The following is a 1,118-nucleotide window of genomic DNA, read 5'->3' on the forward strand; positions in this document are numbered from 1 at the left end:
CCTCTGACTTCTGCCTTCTGCCTTCTGACTTCTGCCTTCTGCCCTCTGACTTCTGACTTCTGCCTTCTGACTTCTGACTTCTGCCTTTCTTTGTTCATCCCTGCTCCTCCTGAATAGCTTGGTTGAGGGCATCCTGGTCTATGGAAACCGTGTAGCGATCGCGTAACTGTTGATAGAACTGCTCGTCCAGCTGTTGGCGCTGGTCTCTCATCCAGTCCCGGCGGACATCCCTTTTGACCTCTGCTAAGGTAGCGTTATGACCCGGTTCAATGTCGCTAACGTAAACCAGATGACTGCCATAAGCGGAATGGAACGGGCCTTGCCAGCCCTTTTCAGTTACCCCAGCCATCTCCTGGGCAAAGCTTCCACCAAAGGTGTTGCTTAGGGTCTCAGCTGAGGCTAGATTATAGGTTATGGGCAACATGGAGCGGTCCCCTAGCTTCCGGAACCGTTCCAAGTTGGGGTTGGCTTGCAACTGATTCAGAAGATCCTGAGCTTCCGCATCAGTGCGATCGCGCCGCATTTCCCGGCTAAAGTAAATCTGTGCAAAGCTAAACTTGCCCGGTATAGTATAGCGATCGGCATGCTCCCCTAAATAGGCTTGCAAGGCTTCATCGGAGGGTTCCCGCAGAGCCGACACATCTTCGACCAAGAACTGCATCTTTTGAACCACCCGTCGCCGCACAATCAGGTCGTTTTGATCTAACCCCAATGCCAGGGCTTCCTGATACAGTACTTCATCGCGAACGTAGTTATCCACAAGGCTTTCCAGCTCTTGGGGCAAGGGCTCTCGTCCCCACTGCCGCTGCCAGGTTGTTTTCAAAGACTCAATGGTGCCAGCAGACACCTCAATTTGCTTGGGAGAATCCGATGTGATAGTTGGACCACCAACCCAAAAATATAGCCCAAAGAGCAGGGCACCCAAAACCAGGAAATGCAGCAATGGTTCTCGCAAAATCCGAATTAGTGGCTTTGGTCGATCCTCCCTTTCAACCGGGATTTCAGACAGTGAAGTTTCTTGATGAATCAGTGTTGTTGCTGTTTCCTGCATGGCAATTATAACGGTGTTCAATTAGGTGAGGTACATTTTTTTGGGTTTTAGGGAACAGGGAACAGGG

Annotated in this window: 1 protein-coding gene; it reads right to left on the reverse strand. The window is 51.0% G+C overall.

Going from position 1 to position 1,118, the window contains the following annotated elements; genetic code table 11:
- Positions 1-94 precede the first annotated feature (94 nt).
- Complete coding sequence (locus F6K37_RS43790) at positions 95-1,051, reverse strand: peptidylprolyl isomerase (protein ID WP_287257397.1); 957 nt, start codon at positions 1,049-1,051, stop codon at positions 95-97.
- Between the last annotated feature and the right edge of the window lie 67 nt (positions 1,052-1,118).

The sequence above is a fragment of the Moorena sp. SIO4E2 genome (genome assembly GCF_010671945.1).
GTDB lineage: Bacteria > Cyanobacteriota > Cyanobacteriia > Cyanobacteriales > Coleofasciculaceae > Moorena > Moorena producens.